The organism is Clostridium sp. HMP27, from assembly GCF_000765165.1.
GTDB lineage: Bacteria > Bacillota > Clostridia > Clostridiales > Clostridiaceae > Clostridium_AK.
In genome coordinates this window covers 1-15910 of the sequence record NZ_JMFY01000001.1, presented here as the reverse complement: position 1 = coordinate 15910, position 15910 = coordinate 1, and the positions used below count along the sequence as shown (strand labels likewise).

General features: G+C 30.9%; 18 protein-coding genes and 1 tRNA gene. 3 read left to right on the top strand and 16 right to left on the bottom strand.

Annotation, left to right across the window (positions count from 1 at the left end; translation table 11 throughout):
* Positions 1-234: 234 nt before the first annotated feature.
* From DP68_RS00095 to DP68_RS00085, 3 genes are all read right to left on the bottom strand, one after another.
* Positions 235-618, bottom strand: a complete 384-nt coding sequence (locus DP68_RS00095; protein WP_035304576.1) for a RidA family protein — start codon at positions 616-618, stop codon at positions 235-237.
* 46 nt (positions 619-664) lie between these two features.
* The gene (locus tag DP68_RS00090; RefSeq protein ID WP_052085566.1) at positions 665-2023 is read right to left on the bottom strand and encodes a sodium-dependent transporter; all 1359 of its coding nucleotides are present in this window, start codon (positions 2021-2023) and stop codon (positions 665-667) included.
* A 407-nt stretch (positions 2024-2430) separates the two neighbouring features.
* Positions 2431-3813 (bottom strand): tryptophanase, encoded by a 1383-nt coding sequence (locus DP68_RS00085; RefSeq protein WP_035304574.1) that lies wholly within the window; start codon positions 3811-3813, stop codon positions 2431-2433.
* A 358-nt stretch (positions 3814-4171) separates the two neighbouring features.
* On the opposite strand from DP68_RS00085, the gene DP68_RS00080 reads away from it, so the two are divergent.
* On the top strand, positions 4172-4855 hold the full coding sequence (locus DP68_RS00080) for a PAS domain-containing protein (protein WP_035304572.1): 684 nt from the start codon (positions 4172-4174) through the stop codon (positions 4853-4855).
* 124 nt (positions 4856-4979) lie between these two features.
* Here the strand turns inward: DP68_RS00080 and rsmI are convergent, their stop codons facing one another.
* The 10 genes from rsmI to DP68_RS00030 all read right to left on the bottom strand — a co-directional run bounded on the left by rsmI (position 4980) and on the right by DP68_RS00030 (position 11749).
* A complete protein-coding gene (gene rsmI, locus DP68_RS00075) occupies positions 4980-5834 on the bottom strand; it encodes a 16S rRNA (cytidine(1402)-2'-O)-methyltransferase (protein ID WP_291546820.1) in 855 nt (284 codons plus the stop codon).
* Positions 5818-6579, bottom strand: coding sequence for a tRNA1(Val) (adenine(37)-N6)-methyltransferase (locus DP68_RS00070; RefSeq protein ID WP_035304569.1), 762 nt, complete (start codon positions 6577-6579; stop codon positions 5818-5820). Before DP68_RS00070 ends, rsmI begins: the two co-directional genes overlap by 17 nt.
* Before the next feature lie 111 nt (positions 6580-6690).
* Positions 6691-6861, bottom strand: a complete 171-nt coding sequence (locus DP68_RS00065; protein ID WP_035304567.1) for a 4Fe-4S binding protein — start codon at positions 6859-6861, stop codon at positions 6691-6693.
* Positions 6862-6943: 82 nt separating this feature from the next.
* A complete protein-coding gene (locus DP68_RS00060) occupies positions 6944-7147 on the bottom strand; it encodes a heavy-metal-associated domain-containing protein (protein WP_035304565.1) in 204 nt (67 codons plus the stop codon).
* A gap of 9 nt (positions 7148-7156) precedes the next feature.
* Positions 7157-8062 (bottom strand): stage 0 sporulation family protein, encoded by a 906-nt coding sequence (locus DP68_RS00055; RefSeq protein WP_035304563.1) that lies wholly within the window; start codon positions 8060-8062, stop codon positions 7157-7159.
* Between the two features lie 6 nt (positions 8063-8068).
* Positions 8069-9010, bottom strand: coding sequence for a DNA polymerase III subunit delta' (locus DP68_RS00050; protein ID WP_035304561.1), 942 nt, complete (start codon positions 9008-9010; stop codon positions 8069-8071).
* Between the two features lie 15 nt (positions 9011-9025).
* The gene (locus tag DP68_RS00045; protein ID WP_035304559.1) at positions 9026-9355 is read right to left on the bottom strand and encodes a cyclic-di-AMP receptor; all 330 of its coding nucleotides are present in this window, start codon (positions 9353-9355) and stop codon (positions 9026-9028) included.
* 69 nt (positions 9356-9424) lie between these two features.
* Complete coding sequence (locus DP68_RS00040) at positions 9425-10102, bottom strand: thymidylate kinase (RefSeq protein WP_035304953.1); 678 nt, start codon at positions 10100-10102, stop codon at positions 9425-9427.
* Between the two features lie 34 nt (positions 10103-10136).
* Complete coding sequence (locus DP68_RS00035) at positions 10137-11558, bottom strand: aminotransferase class I/II-fold pyridoxal phosphate-dependent enzyme (protein ID WP_035304557.1); 1422 nt, start codon at positions 11556-11558, stop codon at positions 10137-10139.
* On the bottom strand, positions 11537-11749 hold the full coding sequence (locus DP68_RS00030) for a sigma factor G inhibitor Gin (RefSeq protein ID WP_035304556.1): 213 nt from the start codon (positions 11747-11749) through the stop codon (positions 11537-11539). The genes DP68_RS00035 and DP68_RS00030 overlap by 22 nt, the downstream gene beginning before the upstream one ends.
* Positions 11750-11900: 151 nt before the next feature.
* On the opposite strand from DP68_RS00030, the gene DP68_RS00025 reads away from it, so the two are divergent.
* Positions 11901-13070 (top strand): M20 family peptidase, encoded by a 1170-nt coding sequence (locus DP68_RS00025; RefSeq protein ID WP_035304553.1) that lies wholly within the window; start codon positions 11901-11903, stop codon positions 13068-13070.
* A 6-nt stretch (positions 13071-13076) separates the two neighbouring features.
* Here the strand turns inward: DP68_RS00025 and DP68_RS00020 are convergent, their stop codons facing one another.
* Positions 13077-13559 carry a hypothetical protein gene (locus DP68_RS00020; RefSeq protein ID WP_035304551.1) on the bottom strand — a complete coding sequence of 161 codons (483 nt, stop codon included), beginning with the start codon at positions 13557-13559 and terminating at the stop codon, positions 13077-13079.
* Positions 13560-13883: 324 nt separating this feature from the next.
* On the opposite strand from DP68_RS00020, the gene DP68_RS00015 reads away from it, so the two are divergent.
* Entirely contained in the window at positions 13884-14834 is a 951-nt protein-coding gene (locus tag DP68_RS00015) for a magnesium transporter CorA family protein (protein ID WP_035304548.1), read from the top strand.
* 59 nt (positions 14835-14893) lie between these two features.
* Here DP68_RS00015 and DP68_RS00010 read toward each other — a convergent pair.
* Together DP68_RS00010 and DP68_RS00005 are read right to left on the bottom strand one after the other, a co-directional pair.
* Positions 14894-14968: transfer RNA gene (locus DP68_RS00010), tRNA-Cys, on the bottom strand.
* Positions 14969-15045: 77 nt separating this feature from the next.
* Entirely contained in the window at positions 15046-15801 is a 756-nt protein-coding gene (locus DP68_RS00005; protein ID WP_035304538.1) for an NAD-dependent protein deacylase, read from the bottom strand.
* Between the last annotated feature and the right edge of the window lie 109 nt (positions 15802-15910).

The following is a 15910-nucleotide window of genomic DNA, read 5'->3' as shown; positions in this document are numbered from 1 at the left end:
GAATACTTAGACATTTTCTTGTTTAATTCATGCAATTTTTTATATTATTTTGCAACTTTTTTTACATTTTATTACAAATAATATGCTATAATAATTTATCTTATTTCTTACTTGTATTACCATAATCTTATATGCATTTATCAAAAACTAAGGATGCCTTCATCCAAAGGCATCCTTAGTTTTTTAATAAAAAATTTATATACTACTCACACTATGATATATATACTTAATTTATTATTTGTGTGCAATTACTTCAATTTCTACTAATGCACCTTTGGGCAATTTAGCCACTTGTACACAGGAACGTGCTGGATAAGTTTCTTGAAAATATTGCGCATATACTTCGTTTACTTTTGGGAAATCATCCATATTTGTTATAAAAACTGTACTTTTTATAACATTATTGAAATTTAATCCTTGAGATTCTAATATGCTTCTCACATTTGTCATTGATTGATGCGTTTGAGCAACGATTGCATCTTCACCTGTAACTATTTCTCCTGTATTTGGATCTACTGGTATTTGACCTGATAGAAATACTAGGTCTCCAACCATTATTCCCTGTGAATATGGGCCTATAGCCTTAGGTGCTAAATCTGTTGAAATAATCTTTTCCATTTCTTCTTCCTCCTTTAAACTATTCATATTAATGATATACTAAATTTTAGCCAATTCCACCATAGAATATGCCAAATATATAAACTATTATAGTAAGTCCACAAAATACATATCTAGTCATTGGTTCAAACCAAGAGCCTAATTCCTTTTTACAACCTAACTGTACCTGTTCTCTTGCAAATTTTGGTCCACAAACCCAGAAAAACATAATTCCAGCAAGAAGTGCTCCTAAAGGAATAACATAAATTGATATTACATCCATCCAAACACTAAGCTTATTTCCATCTTCAAGTACTATTCCAGCAGCTGCTCCAACTAATGCAATAGCAGCAACTGAAACCTTTCTAGAAAGGTTAAACTTTGCTTGCAATGTTTCTATTGGAGTTTCAAATAAATTCATCAAAGATGTAACTCCAGCAAATAAAACAGCTATAAAGAATATAATCGAAAATACTTGTCCCATTGGCATTTGTTTAAATACGCTTGGCATTGTAATAAACATAAGTGGAGGTCCTGCTGCTGGATCCATTTTAAATGCAAATACAGACGGTATGATTACAAGTGCTGCCAACATTGCTGCGATTGTATCAAAGATAGCTACATACTTCGCACTTCCCACAACATCTTCGCTTTTCTTTAGATAACTTCCATATACTACAGTTCCTGAACCTGCTAATGAAAGAGAGAAGAACGCTTGTCCTAGAGCATATACCCAAGTTTTGGGATTGCCAAGAAACTCCCATCTTGGAATAAATAGATACTTATACCCTTCCATAGCTCCTGGTAGTGTTGCAACACGAATAGCAAGTATTAAAAATAATACAAAGAATGCAGGCATCATCACTTTGTTAACCTTTTCTATTCCATTAGAAACCCCTGCAAGCATGATAATAAACGTTAAAGCTAGTCCCATCATATGCCAGCTAAGACTTCCCATATTACCAGCTATAGCTCCAAAGTATGCTCCACTATCCTGTGCCTTTACTAAAGAACCTGTAATTGATCCTACAGTAAATCTAAGTATCCAGCCTACAACTACTGAATAACCTATAGCAATCCCTAGTGACCCTATTACCGGAATAAGTCCAATAAGATCTCCGTGTTTCTTTCCTCTTCTCTCCAATGCCTTTTTAAAGGCTCCTAGCGGCCCCGTTCCCATTGCACGACCAAAGGACATCTCGCCAATAACTCCTGTAAATCCAATAACTATAACAAATATAAAATATGGTATTAGAAATGCTGCTCCTCCAAGCTGTCCTACACGATAAGGAAACATCCAAATATTACCCATACCTACTGCTGATCCAATACATGCTAAAATAAAACCAACCTTCGAATCAAAGGTATCACGATTAATCTCATTGTTCAATTGGGTGGAAAGGTTTTCTTGATTGTTATTTCCCATAACCTCACTCCTCATAATATAATTATAACACCTAACAGGAATCCTGTTAATTTAACATTATCATTAACTTTTTTCATGTAATATATAATTGTGAGACAATAGCTTTTGACGTCATTTACGAAAGGTTTTTTAGATAGGTATTAGTTGGGGTTTTTAAATTATTGAATTACATAAATATAGAAAGCGAAAAAGAGTTTAGCATGAAAATTTAGTTTTTCATGTCGGATACTGATTGTACCTCTTATCTCTTTTCCACTTTCTACAAAATGAATCTGATATTTTTTGTTATCACTCCTCTCATTGCTAATAGCAGCGAAAGTAGTGATATAGAAAAGTGAAAAATATCTAGCTATAATTTAAATATTCCCCGTAAAATATATATCCTGCTATTTTACGGGTATATTTTATTATTTTACTGGCTCAAGACTTGCTTGGAAGTGACGAAGAATTGGTGGTTCCCATGTAATTCTGTAACCACTTACGGTATTTGCTCTTTCCTTAATTTCAATAAGAGCATCTGCCATGATATCAATATGAGCTTGAGTATATACACGACGTGGAATTGCAAGTCTTGTAAACTCAAATTCTGCATGAAGCTGTTTTCCTGTATCAGGGTCATTACCTAGCATATAAGATCCTATATCACATGTACGAATTCCTGCTTCTTTATAAAGTTCTATTGCTAAAGCTTGTCCTGGGAACTCATTATATGGAATATGTGGGAACATAGCTTTTGCGTCTACAAATACTCCATGTCCTCCTACTGGGGATTGATAAGCTATACCTGCTTCATCTAAGCGTCCTGCAAGGTATTCCATCTGTCCTATTCTATATCTTAAATAATTCTCATCTAATCCCTCATAGAGACCAATTGCTAATGCTTCAAGGTCACGGCCTGAAAGTCCTCCATAAGTAATAAATCCTTCAAATGAAATTGTACGACCTTTGCATAATTGATATAATTGTTCATCTTCTTTAATTCCAATTAAGCCACCCATGTTTACAATAGTATCTTTCTTAGCACTCATTGTAAACATATCTGCATAGCTAAATACTTCTTTGATTATTTCTTTTATAGATTTATTTTCATATCCAGGTTCACGTTGCTTTATAAAATAAGCATTTTCTGCATAACGTGCCGCATCTATACAGAACTTTATATTATATCTCTTACAAATTTCAGATGTTTCTCTTATATTTTGAACAGATACAGGTTGTCCCCCTGCTGAGTTATTTGTAATTGTCATAATAACAAGTCTAACTTTCTCTGCTCCATATTCCTTTATTAATTCTTCAAGCTTTACAACATCCATATTTCCTTTAAATGGCACTCTAAGTGATGGATCTGCAGCTTCTGGAACAACACAATCAATTGCTCTTGCACCTGCAAGTTCAACATGTGCCCTTGTTGTATCAAAATGCATATTAGATATAGAATATTCTCCTTTACCCATCATTAATCCAAAAAGAACCTTTTCTGCTGCACGGCCTTGATGTACAGGCTGAATGTACTTATATCCAAAAATATCTTGCGCTGCTTCAACTAACTTAAAGTAACTAGAAGCTCCTGCATATGCTTCGTCACCTCTCATTACTCCAGCCCATTGCTCTTGACTCATTGCATTTGTTCCACTGTCTGTTAATAAATCGATATATACGTCTTCACCTCTAAGATTAAACAAGTTATACTTGGCCTCAGCAATTTTTTCTTCTCTTTCTTCACGAGTAAGCATTTTAATTGTTTCTACCATCTTAATTCTGAATGGTTCTGGTACATATTTAATAGCCATATTAACAAACCCCCATCATCTAATTTTAATTTATCTTAATTATAGATAAATTAATATGTAATAAATAATTTATATAATTTAAATTTTCAAATTATTTATCCGTTAATAGAATTGTATCACCATTATAATTTTCAGTCAATACTATAATCTATTTTTTATCATTTTTTTCTAATAAAAACCATTTTTTTAATATTTTGTTCTGAATTATTGACTTGTATACGGTTTCTTAATGAATGCATTTTATCTTACAGATAATATTTTATTATCATAATAATTTTTTCATTTATCCTCTTGAAATACATTACTGTTCATGATATTGTATAATATAATATATAAAGTAATAAAGTAGGTGGATAAAATGAATAAAGCTACCTTAGATCAATATATTAAACTTGTTGAGTTTTTAGGGAAAGTCTTAGGTCCCGATTATGAAATTGTGCTTCATGATTTAACAGATGAGAAATATTCTATTATAGCCATTGCAAATGGACATGTTAGTGGACGAAATATAGGTGCCCCTTTAACAAACCTTGGGTTAAAGATTATGGCAATGGGAAGTTACAAAAATAGTGATTATGTTATTAATTATAATGGTGCTTCAAAGACCAATAGAGTTTTGCGTTCATCTACTATGTTTATTAAAGACCATACTGGAGAGATTGTTGCAATGCTATGCATTAATTTCGATGATAGCAAATATGTGGCCATCAGTGAAGAAATTTTAAAACTCTGCCACCCTAATGAGTTAATCCTACAAAATAAGTCATATGATTCAGTTAATTCAGTTTTAAGCGATGTTCCTGAGAATTTCTCTGAGTCCATTGCAGAGGTCACAGAAACTGTTTTAAATGAAGTTTTATCTGACAAAAACATTCCTGTTAATCGTCTTACTCAAGATGAACGCCTTAATATAGTAGATGTATTAAATCAAAAGGGAATATTTATGTTAAAAGGAGCAGTTAGTGAAGTTGCTAAACAACTCCACTGTTCAGAGCCAAGTATTTATCGCTATTTAAACATTCTTAATAAGGATAAAAATTAAAATCATAGGTATTCTATTATCATCTATAACTCTAACCGTAAAAATCCAGCTCCTAAAGAGCTGGATCTTTTTATATTAATCTTAATCTACCTACTAATTTCCCGTAATATATTTATTTAGTATACTAAACATCCAAAGAATATTTATATACTTCTGATTTTGGCATTTTTCTATCCCTAGCTACCATTTTTATTGCTTCCTTTTTTATATGCCCCTGATCTATATAACTTTTTATATGTTCTTCTACACTCATATTTTCCCATAAAGCTTTTTCTTCTCTATCTATTTCTTCTACGGTCTTTCCTTGTAGCACTAATACATATTCCCCTCGCGGAGATATTTTTTCATAGTGACATATAGCTTCCTCTAATGTTAGTCTTAATACTTCTTCATGTAGTTTTGTAAGCTCCCTACATAAAGCAATTTTTCTGTTACCTAAGCTTTCTCTTAGAAATGTTAAAGTGTTCAAAAGTCTATGTGGAGCTTCATAAAATATAAGTGTTTCAGTTCTACCTTTTAAATCCTCAATTATAACCTTTCTATCCTTGTTTTCCCTTGGCAAAAAACCTCTAAATAAGAACTTTGTAGTATCCATACCTGACGAAACTAATGCTGTTGTAATAGCTGTAGCCCCTGGAAGTACCTCAAAAGGTATTTCTTTTTCTATACACTTCCCAATTATTACGCTTCCAGGATCTGAAATTCCTGGAGTACCTGCATCACTTACTAACGCTATGGTATTTCCTTCATTTAAGCGTTCTATAATACTACCGCTTCTATCTTCTTCATTATGCATATGATAGCTTATAAGTGACTTTTTTATATTATAATGATTTAATAATTTTAAAGTTTGTCTTGTATCCTCTGCAGCTATTATATCCGCTTCTTTTAAGGCTTCTAGGGCTCTAAAAGTTATATCCTTTAAATTTCCTATAGGCGTAGGAACTATAAATAATTTGCCTTTACTCATTTCTATCATTCTCTCTTCCATATATTTCATTGATTTCCTCTGTATAATCACCCTTTTCATCATAAACATAAAGGGTATTTTCCCACTTTAGAAACCTTCCTCCATTATTTTGCCCTTCAATAAGAACAATATTTGCAGCTTTGTTTACTGATGGTTGAACCATCCTGATAGATTTAGGCTCTATTTTATATTTTCTCATAATACAAAGTATGTCAGCTATTCTCTCTGGCCTATGTACCATATATAATCTTCCTCTGTGTTTAAGTACTGCCTTTGAAGCCTTAATAACATCTTCTAATGTGCAACATATTTCATGCCTAGCAATAGCATCTTTATTACTTAAGTTTATAATACCAGTATTTAAAATTTTGTATGGAGGATTTACTGTAACTACATCTACCTTTTCTAAGCCACTTAGCATTGCTTCATCCTTTAAATCTCCACATAAAAAAGATACCTTATCTTGTAAGTTATTATACTCAACACTTCTTAAGGCCATATCTACCATTTCTTCCTGTATCTCTATACCTTTAATAGACTTTAATTGATTTTTTCCTGTTATTACAAATGGAATTATTCCTGTTCCACTACAAAAATCAATTACTGTATCATTTCTTTTTATCTTTGCAAAATTAGCTAAAAGTACCGCATCTACTCCAAATCTAAATCCATGTTTTTTTTGTATCACATATATACCCTTTAAATTAAGATCATCTAATGTTTCATCATCTTTTATTAAATTATAATTTTTCATCCTAAATTCCTCTCCATAGAAAAGTTTCTCTAGATAATTATTTATTAAGAAGGTTGAAATGTCAAATATATTATAAATAAAAAAAAGACCACTTCAAAGTGGTCTTTTTTATTATTCTGCTACTGGAGCTCCTACTGGACAAACATTAGCACAGTTTCCGCAGTCGATGCAAGTGTTAGCATCTACAACGAATATTGAATCTCCTTGGCTTATTGAGTTAACTGGACATTCTGGTGCGCATGCTCCACAACTTATACAAGTATCATTAATTACGTATGCCATTATGTAAACACCTCCTTAATAATTTGGACAAGTATATCCGAATTCTATTTTACCACGTTCCTTAAAATTTTTAAAGAGATTTTTACAAAATAGTATACCCTAAATCTTCTACTGATTCCAGTATATTGTCTAAAGATAAAAAATACTCATCGTAGACTACATTAACTTCCTTATTTTCTAGATTTATTTGACAAGCTATGACTCCCTCATTATTAGAAATACCATTTCTAATCTTGTTCACGTCTACCATGGTTTTCATATTACATATCTTTAAAGCAGCTTTCATAATTGCCTCCTAGTTTTCCTTGAATAATTCCTTAAGTATATCCTTATCCTCTTCTTCTACTTCTATTTTTATGTCTTCTTCACTTACAGTTCCTTCATAGGCACCTGATATTAAAGTAATTTCATCTATTGAAATGTCCTTTATAAATTCTTCTCCATTTTGAGGCTTTATCTTCACTCTTACACTTTCTTTAACTGTATTATTCCCAATAACCTCTCCTTGGCCATATTCACTATTAATTACTGATCCTATTTTAGGCAGCCTTTTTCTAATTCCCTCATAAGTCTCCTGTTCAAAATTCAGGCAACACATAAGTCTCCCACATATTCCAGATATCTTAGTAGGATTTAATGATAAATTTTGCTCCTTAGCCATCTTTATAGATACTGGAACAAAATCACCCAAGTATGATGAACAACACATAGTTCTACCACAAGGTCCTAGTCCACCTATCATCTTTGCTTCATCTCTTACTCCTATTTGCCTTAGTTCTATTCTAGTCCTAAATATAGACGCCAAGTCCTTTACTAACTCTCTAAAATCCACTCTTCCATCTGCAGTAAAGTAAAATATCACCTTATTATTATCAAAAGTATATTCTACATCTATAAGTTTCATTTGAAGATTATGCCCTTGTATCTTTTCTGCACATATCTTAAATGCTTCCGAAGCCTTAGTCTTATTTTCTGAGTGTCTTAATTCATCTTCTTCTGTAGCTTTTCTTATAACATTCTTTAGTGGGCTTACTATCTCATCCTCACCAATTCTCTTTTCTCCTATAACACACTCCCCGAATTCTACTCCTCTTGCAGTCTCTACTATTACATTTTCTCCTTGATTTATCTTAAGTTCTCCAGGGGAAAAATAATATATTTTTCCAGCCTTTTTAAAACGTATTCCTACAACCTTTACCATATATGATTATACCTCCTGTATATCAAGTAGCATTGATTCAAATACTAATCCTACATTTACATTTTTCTCAAGTTTAACCCTTGTAGATTTTATTATATCTATAATATCATTTAACTCATTAAAAGAAAACATTTCAGATAACTTCTTTATGTCCTCTATCTTATCTACATTAATAATCATATCTATATTATTTATTTCTTTATATATCAAAGAGTCTCTTATAAAGGAAAGAAACCACGTAAGCACTTCATTCCACTGGCCTTTATACTTTACAAGTATATCTTCATAATGCCATATATCAAAATCCTTACCTTTTATATTTAATAGTATATCTAAGGCTAAACTTCTTATTTCCTTTAAAGACTTATCTTCAATATACTTTTCTGCCCTTCCTGGAATGCAATCACTAAATGCCATCATAGAATGCACTTCTTCTTTATTTAAGTTTGAATACCTACCTATTATAAACCTTTCCATTTCTTCACATGTTAAGTGATGTAACTTATAGGCTTGACATCTAGAACGTATTGTATCAAGCAATGAATCTAAATGCTCACACAATAGCATAATATACACCCCACTTGGTGGCTCTTCTATTGTCTTTAAAAAAGCATTTTGAGCTTGATTGGTAATCTTATCAGCTTCATATATAATTATTACTTTTTTATTGCCTTCATAAGGCTTTGAGTTAATTTCTTCTATTAACTTTTCTATTTCATCTACTCCAATGGATTTTTTGTTTCCACTAATTCTTGCCTCTATAATATCTACACATTGTCTATTTCTATCCTTATTCAATAATTCATATGCTATATCTCTGGCAATTAAACTCTTTCCTAATCCATCCTCTCCAGTAATAATGGATGCATGTGAAAAACGTCCATTATCTATAGAATGCATTATCTGTTTCTTTATAGCTTCATGTCCTATAATATCCTTAAATAACAAATATATATTCCTCCATTAGATCTTTTCAAATCTATCTACATCTATAACAAATACTGTAGCTCCACCTACTTGAACTTCTATAGGATAAGGTACATATACACCTGTAGAGCCTGCCACAGGTGATGGAGAAGTCACAATCTGCTTTCTTGTCTTACAAACTTCCTCTATAATTTTTATTACCTCATCAACTCTTTCCTTTTCCACACCTATCATTAAAGTAGTATTTCCTGACTTTAGAAAGCCTCCTGTTGTTGCAAGCTTTGTTACCCTATAATTAGCTTCAGTTAATACATCAACTAGATCTATTGCATCATCATCTTGTACTACTGCAATTACAAGTTTCATATATACCAACCCCCTCATAATAAAATTATATATACTTTATTATACCCTTTTAACATTATTATAGAAATATTAAATTATTTCTGCTAATGATTTATATATACTTTCATGAATTTCACCTATGGTCTTTATACTTTCGTTTTCTACACATTTAATTTTATCCCAATTATACTTGTCTGCAATATAACAGGCATTATTATAAGATTGTATAAGATAACTATTATTTCTTTCATGTATATCCTTTTCTTTGTTCCCTGTAAACTTATTTTTTCTCTCCATCATAAGCTTAAAGCTATATTCAGGCGGCATATCTAAGAACAATACTTTATCTGGCACTGGTAGCCCCATTAATTTAAACTCTAACTCCCATAGCCAATCTAAAAACTTTTCCTTTTCACTTATATCATTTATTTTAGATGCTTGGTGTACCATATTAGAGGTAGTATATCTATCTGCGAGTACTATGCCTCCCTCTTTATAAAACTGTTCCCATTCCTTTTTAAATGACGCATATCTATCTACTGCATAAAAAGTAGATGCTGCATAGGCATTTATATCTTCTGGATTTTGACCAAACTCTCCATTTAAATACATCTTTATAAGTGCTGATGAATTACTTTTATAATTAGGGTATTCTATTTTTAACACCTTATATCCTTCTTTAAGTAATCTTTCATATAATTTATTGGTTTGCGTAGCTTTACCGCTACCATCTCCTGCCTCAAGCACTATTAGTTTTCCCTTATACATCTCACTTTTCAACATATATTCCTCCAAATTAAATTTACATATGCAAAATTTTTATATATCCATTTTGTACTCCAATTACTTCTATATCATTTTCTATATAATATTTTAACACATTTATGGCTTCTTTATCTATTAACTCCCCTGCCATTAGAATCGGTACTCCTGGGGGATATGGTATGATGCTTTCCCCGCATATATGTCCTTCTGAATTTTCTATTTTTATCAGTTTTTTATCCTTATCTAAGCTCTCGTATGGTGCCATATATGCCTTTGGAATCTTATATGATAGCAATGGCACATCTTTCATAAGAAATTCTTTATATGGCATCGTGGAAAGTACTTCATAAAGATGTTGAAACTCTTCTTCAGTATTAAATGGTGAAAATATAAGTACTACATTATATAAGTCACTCATTTCTGCCTGTATACGATTTTTTCTTAAATAATTTAAAACTAAATTTCCACTTACATTGTTTTTAAAGTTTATAACATAACGAGTTGTATCTAAATTGGACTCATATATACCTAAATCCTTATCCTCTAATATACGCAGATAATTTAACCTTTTTAGCTTTTCCTTATACTTATTAGATAAATTAATCAAGTTCCTATATGCTTCCTTTCCATAACTTTGCATATAATATCTCGCATAATCCATAGATGCCATAAGCATATAAGAAGGGCTTGTACTATTAAATATAGTAAAATAGAACTGAGCCTTATCTATCAGCTTACTATTATTTATATGTAAATATGAAGTTTGAGTAAAACTCGGCAACGTTTTATGACAACTCATAACTACCATATCAGCTCCTAAATGTACTGCATTAGTTGGTAATTTTTCATGAATACCATAATGTGCTCCATGAGCTGAATCTACTAATAAATACATATTATTTTCTTTTGCCATAAGGGTTATTGATTTCAAATCACAAGCTATACCATAATAATTTGGATATGTTAGAATTATAGCTTTAGCATCTGTATTTTGTTCTATAGCTCCTTTTAATTCTTCCATATCCATGCATACTGGCAAATTAAATTCCTTATGAAGTTTACTTCCTACATATATTGGATTTAGCTTTCTTAAAATAATTCCATTATAAACAGATTTATGACAATTTCTATCTACTATTACTTTATCGCCTTCTTGGAGTGCGGAAAATATCATTATTAAATTTCCGCTAGTACTTCCATTAACTAAAAAGCGGGATCTTTTGCTATTATATAATTGTGATAGGAGGTCTTCTGCCTCCTTTATAATTCCTTCAGCATTGTGAAGATTATCTAAACCGTCTACTTCGGTAATATCACAATTTATAATTAAGCTTGCCATTTCATTTCCTATATCAGTGGCTAAAAAACCCCGGCCATTTTTATGTCCAGGCATACAAAATGAAGCATTATTTTCCTTTACATAACTTAAAACCCCTTCTACAAGTGGTAATTTTGACAATTATTATCCTCTCCTCTTATCATAGGGTATATCATATATTTTCTTATACAGTTCTTATAGTATCTATAAAAATCTGTATTCATATCAGTATTAATTATTCTTTTCTCACAATCTAAACAAACACCATTTCCATTTATCATTATACCATTACCCAGAGGCTTTCCGCATATTATACAATGTAATTTTTTCATAAATATCCCCCTTAAGATTTCTTGCCTTAATTATTGCCTCTCATAATATATTTTATTCACTACATTGTCCAAATTTATTTTGTCCACATAAATATATATAAATTTTTAGGAAATAATATATATTGAATTTTAAAGGATGGTGTAATATATTATGAAACAAGAAATTATTGGTTACTTAGAATCCATAAAAGAAGATCTATTTGAAATTAGTTCCTATTTATATAACAATCCTGAAGAAAGTTTTAAAGAATATAGCTCTTGTGAGTACCTATGCAATGTTTATGAGAGATTTGGGTTTAAGGTTAAAAAAAATATTATAGGCATGCCTACTGCTTTTTCAGCTGAGATTGGAAGCGGTCATCCAAAAATTTGTTTTATATGCGAATATGATGCAGTAAAGGATCTTGGTCATATAACTGGCCACAATTTGTTATCTGCTATATCCACGGGCGCAGCATTAGGGCTATCAAAGGTAATATCAAAACTTGGAGGAAGCATAATAGTTCTTGGCTGTCCAGGTGAGTTTTTAGGTGGTTCTAAAGTTACAATGGCAAAACAGGGTATATTTGAAGATATTGATGTGGTGCTAGTTGCACATCCAGATATAATTACAGCTGAAAGTGGCACTTCTATGGCGCTTATTCCACTAAAAATAAATTATAAAAGCGACTATGGATTAAGTTACAGGCGAAAGGGTAATTATTCTGCCTTAGATGCTTGTATGCTCACCTTTAACTCACTAAACATATTATCAAAGGGTTTCGGTCCTGCTTGCAGTATTGATGGGGTTATAGTTCAGGGTGGCAAGGATCCTCACTTGCTTCCTAATGAAGCTGAATCAAAATTTTATATAAGAGCTACAAAAATGCACTACGCTGAAGCTGTTGAATATAAAATTCGCTCACTTTCTAAGTGTCTGGGTGAAATTATGAATATAAATGCTGAGTGTTCTATTTATGAAATACCCTATGATGAGCTTATTACCAATTCCACATTATCAAGGTTATTCTCCCATAACCTAAAAGAAGCAGGTATTATAGACATTCAAGGGCCCAAGGATACTTATTCCGGTCTTAGTTTAGGTACTGTTAGTCATTCAGTTCCATGTATACATCCTTATATATCTATAGTACAAGATAATAGTATTAAATATTCATCTAAAGAATTTGCTCTAGCAACTATATCTGACTTTGCTAAAAACATAGGATTAAAAGCATCTCATTCCTTAGCTTTTACTGCAATAGATATTATACAAAAGGAAACCTTACTTCAAGAATCTAGAGAGGTACTTAATAATTCCTTAGAAAAACGAAAAGATTAGCCTTCATTATGAGGCTAATCTTTTATTTCTATTAAACTTTAACTTTTCAATCAAATTATTACTAGGCTCAAAGTAAAATTTCTTTAATTTATCTCCCTGCCTATAAACGCAACAATAAGGATTAAAATTTAATAGGGAACATATATACTTCTTATTATTTATAGTTGTTATACTAATAGTTTTTTGTTTTTCTATATATTCGATATCCTTAACTTTTATATTTTCAACTACCTTATCATCATTACCCTTAATCCTATGAATTATAAATTGATCTGCTATTAATGAATAGGTATATCTAACTCTACATTTTGTTACTTCTAACACTAAAACTAATGTAACTAAAGCACTTGTAAGCACAATCAATATACTTCCTATATACAATCTTTCAATTACTTCAGTAAAGAACAATACTATTAAGATTAAAGTAAACAATTTAATTAAAGAAGCAAGCTTTCTTCTACAAATTGTTTCTTTATGCATATTGCCCATAATAAACCTCCATACACTTTGTCCTCTTAATTGATTTAACATACAGATTATACTAGGGATTTAAAGTTTAATCCATGTCCATATTACGCTATAATTATTCTTAATTTGTCATATAGGACAACTATGTTAGCATGATATAGAGTTGTACATATTAACTTGAATATGCTAAGCTTATCTATAGAGTTTAATATTTTTTATGAATTAAAAGTTTCTTATTGACACTTAAATGAATAAATTTATTCATTATGACATTAGGTTATAGACATAACTTAACTTTTAGTTATAATATAATTACAACTAGACTTCAGCATAAGGAGGGATAACATGATATCAATATACAAAACTTCTGAGGAAAACAACATGTGTACCTTACACCAATTAGATAATATAGAACCAGGATGTTGGGTAAATATTGTTGCTCCATCAGATCAAGAGTTATTGTTAATTTCTAAAAAGGCTAATATATCTATAGAATTCTTAAGAGCAGCAATGGATGATGAAGAAACATCTCGTATAGATAGTGATGAAAATAAAAATATATTACTTCTCTTAGATATTCCATTTACTGAAATGGAAGAGAATTCATTAACCTATGATACCTATCCACTAGCTATAATACACACAGAAACTATGCTTATAACAATTTGCCTTAAAAATAGTAAAATACTACTTGATTTTATAGATGGTAAAGTAAAGTCTTTCTTCACCTTTAAACGCTCAAGATTTATACTTCAAATATTATATAAAATTGCAGGTTATTATTTAATTTACCTAAGGCAAATAGATAAAAAAAGCTCAATGGTTGAAAAAAGACTTCATAAATCTATGAAGAATAAAGAACTAATTCAATTGCTCTCTCTGGAAAAATCTCTAGTATATTTTTCAACTTCATTGAAATCTAATGAAATAACCTTAGAAAAAATGTTAAAGTTAGAAATAATGCAAAAGTATCCAGAGGATCAAGACATATTAGAAGATGTTATTATAGAAAATAAGCAGGCAATAGAAATGGCTAATATCTATAGTAATATACTTACAGGAACCATGGATTTCTTTGCTTCGGTAATTTCTAATAACTTAAATATTGTGATGAAGTTATTAGCTTCTGTAACTATAGTAATGTCCATTCCAAATATGATTTCTGGTATGTTTGGTATGAATGTAGGTGGTGTTCCATTTGGTCAGTATGCTTACGGATTTTGGGCAGTATTTGCAATAATGAGTTTTATATCACTAATTGCTATAATTATTCTTAATAAAAAAGATATGTTTTAATAATATTAAAACATATCTTTAAATAAAAAATCCCAATCATATTGATTGGGATTCTTCTATGGAGGCGCCACCCGGATTTGAACCGGGGAATAAAGGTTTTGCAGACCTTTGCCTTACCACTTGGCCATAGCGCCATATATCATTTACATTACTTATAAATGATACCATCTAAATGCTCACTTGTCAACAACTTTTAGATGGTATTTATAAATTACACCTCTTCTATTACTTCACCTAATATCTTACCTATACTATCATATATAACTAAGGATGCTCTATTATCATAATCAGTTGTTGTCTTATTAATTAATATAAGATGCTTTCCATTAAAATATTGAACTAAGCTGGCTGCTGGATATACGACTAAAGATGTTCCCCCTATTATAAGTACTTCTGCATTTCTTACATGATATATCGCCTTATTTATAACATCCATATTTAAAGCCTCTTCATATAAAACTACATCTGGCTTTACAATAGAACCACACTCATCACAATGTGGAATTACTTGGTCAGAGTTCATTACATAATCTAAATCAAAACTTTTTTTGCATTTAGTACAATAATTTCTATGTACACTCCCATGAAGTTCTATAACATTTTTGGAACCTGACTCTTGATGTAATCCATCTATATTTTGAGTTATAACAGCCTTTAGTTTTCCTAACTCCTCTAATTTAGCTAAACTATAATGTGCCTTGTTAGGTTTAGCATTTCTATATATCATCTTTTCCTTATAAAACTGGAAAAACTCATCTGTATGTTTTTTAAAAAAACTATGGCTTAACATTACCTCTGGAGAATACTTATAGTTATTCTTTATCTCATAAAGTCCCTGTGAAGACCTAAAATCTGGTATATTGCTTTCTGTAGAAACACCTGCTCCTCCAAAAAATACTATATTGGAACTATTTTTAATAATCTCTTTTAACTTTTCAGTGCTATTCAATAAAATCACTCCCAGCATATATTAGTATAAATATTATATACCCAGCGGCTTTAAAGTGACAACAAAAAACTAAAAAACACATCAGATTAACTGATGTGTTTCCTACCTGGCAACGACCTACTCTCCC